The 1,339-nt window shown below is 61.8% G+C and carries 3 protein-coding genes; 2 read left to right on the forward strand and 1 reads right to left on the reverse strand.

Going from position 1 to position 1,339, the window contains the following annotated elements; all coding sequences use genetic code 11:
- Positions 1-196: hypothetical protein (locus EN939_RS38740; RefSeq protein ID WP_206528431.1), on the reverse strand; the 196-nt coding region annotated here is incomplete at its 3' end.
- 109 nt (positions 197-305) lie between these two features.
- On the opposite strand from EN939_RS38740, the gene rimP reads away from it, so the two are divergent.
- Together rimP and EN939_RS34360 are read left to right on the forward strand one after the other, a co-directional pair.
- Positions 306-950 carry a ribosome maturation factor RimP gene (rimP, locus tag EN939_RS34355; RefSeq protein WP_127270712.1) on the forward strand — a complete coding sequence of 215 codons (645 nt, stop codon included), beginning with the start codon at positions 306-308 and terminating at the stop codon, positions 948-950.
- A 49-nt stretch (positions 951-999) separates the two neighbouring features.
- On the forward strand, positions 1,000-1,339 hold a 340-nt coding region (locus tag EN939_RS34360; protein ID WP_272483134.1), incomplete at its 3' end, for a NusA N-terminal domain-containing protein.

A 1,339-nucleotide genomic window follows, 5' to 3' on the forward strand; every position in this document is an offset into this window, starting at 1 on the left:
GCTCATGATCATGTCCTTTCGCGCACGTATGGCGCACGGCCACATTTGTGCAGCGCAACATAAATAGGCGCGTTTCAGCGCCGATCCCATGGGTGTCGCCGCATAGGCGCCATGCGCCCCATGCAACGCTGGCGCGGGCCGCCTCGATGGCGGCGTTGCCCGACCAGCACAGCGGGCTTGAAACACAGGCCGTCATCGTCTATATCAGCCTCAAATTCTTGGTCGGTATGACGAAGAGTGGGTCCACCCGGTCCCGCTCTTTTTTATTACCTGCCGATAACTTGGTAGAGAACGACAGGGCTTCAATGACTGCAACGGCAAGCGAGGGCGACGATCGCATCATCCGCGAAAGCGGCATCGATGCGCGCATCGCGCTGATCGTCCAGCCGGTTCTGCGCGGCATCGGCTTCCGCCTCGTGCGGGTGCATCTGTCGGGCCAGAACGGGCTGACGCTGCAGATCATGGCCGAACGCGAGGACGGCACCATGACCGTCGAAGATTGCGAAGAGGTCAGCCGCGCTGTGTCGCCGGCGCTCGACGTCGATGATCCGATCGAAAAGGCCTATCACCTCGAAGTCTCGTCGCCCGGCATCGACCGGCCACTGGTCCGTAAATCGGATTTCACGACCTGGACGGGTCATCTGGTGAAGATGGAAACATCGATGGTCGTCGCCGACCGCAAGCGCTTCAAGGGCAAGATCGCCGAAGCCGGCGAAGACGATGTGCTGATCGAGCGCGACAAGGCAGCCTATGGCGAGGAGCCGACGGTGCGTGTCCCCTACGATGCGATTGCCGACGTGCGCCTGATCCTGACCGACGATCTCATCCGCGATGCCCTGTCGAAGGACAACAGGGCGCGCAAGGAAGCCAAGAAGCGCCGCGGCGAACCGGACGATGACGAGTCGGGTGCGGAAGCGGACGCCACGGAAGACCACGAACAGGAACTATGATTGAGCTGCCGGGCGCAAAGGCCCGGCAAACAAGCTCCGGAGAAAAACGATGGTTGTAAGCGCCAACAGACTTGAATTGCTGCAGATCGCCGACGCGGTCGCGCGTGAAAAGTCGATCGACAAGTCGATCGTCATCGCCGCCATGGCCGATGCGATCCAGAAGGCGGCGCGCTCGCGTTACGGTCAGGAGACCAACATCCGCGCCGACATCAACCCGAACACCGGTGAGATGAAGCTGCAGCGGCTGATGGAAGTGGTCGAGAAGGTCGATGACTACGCCACGCAGATCGCCATTTCCTCGGCTCGCGAGCGCAATCCCGACGCCCAGCTCGGCGACTTCATCGCCGAACAGCTGCCGCCCATGGATTTCGGCCGCATCGCTGCCCAGT

It is taken from the genome of Mesorhizobium sp. M7A.F.Ca.CA.002.05.1.1 (genome assembly GCF_003998335.1).
Taxonomy (GTDB): Bacteria; Pseudomonadota; Alphaproteobacteria; order Rhizobiales; family Rhizobiaceae; genus Mesorhizobium.

Bases quoted from the DNA above. Each gene is read 5' to 3' on its own strand.
- rimP (WP_127270712.1), top strand. From the start codon at position 306: ATGACTGCAACGGCAAGCGAGGGCGACGATCGCATCATCCGCGAAAGC.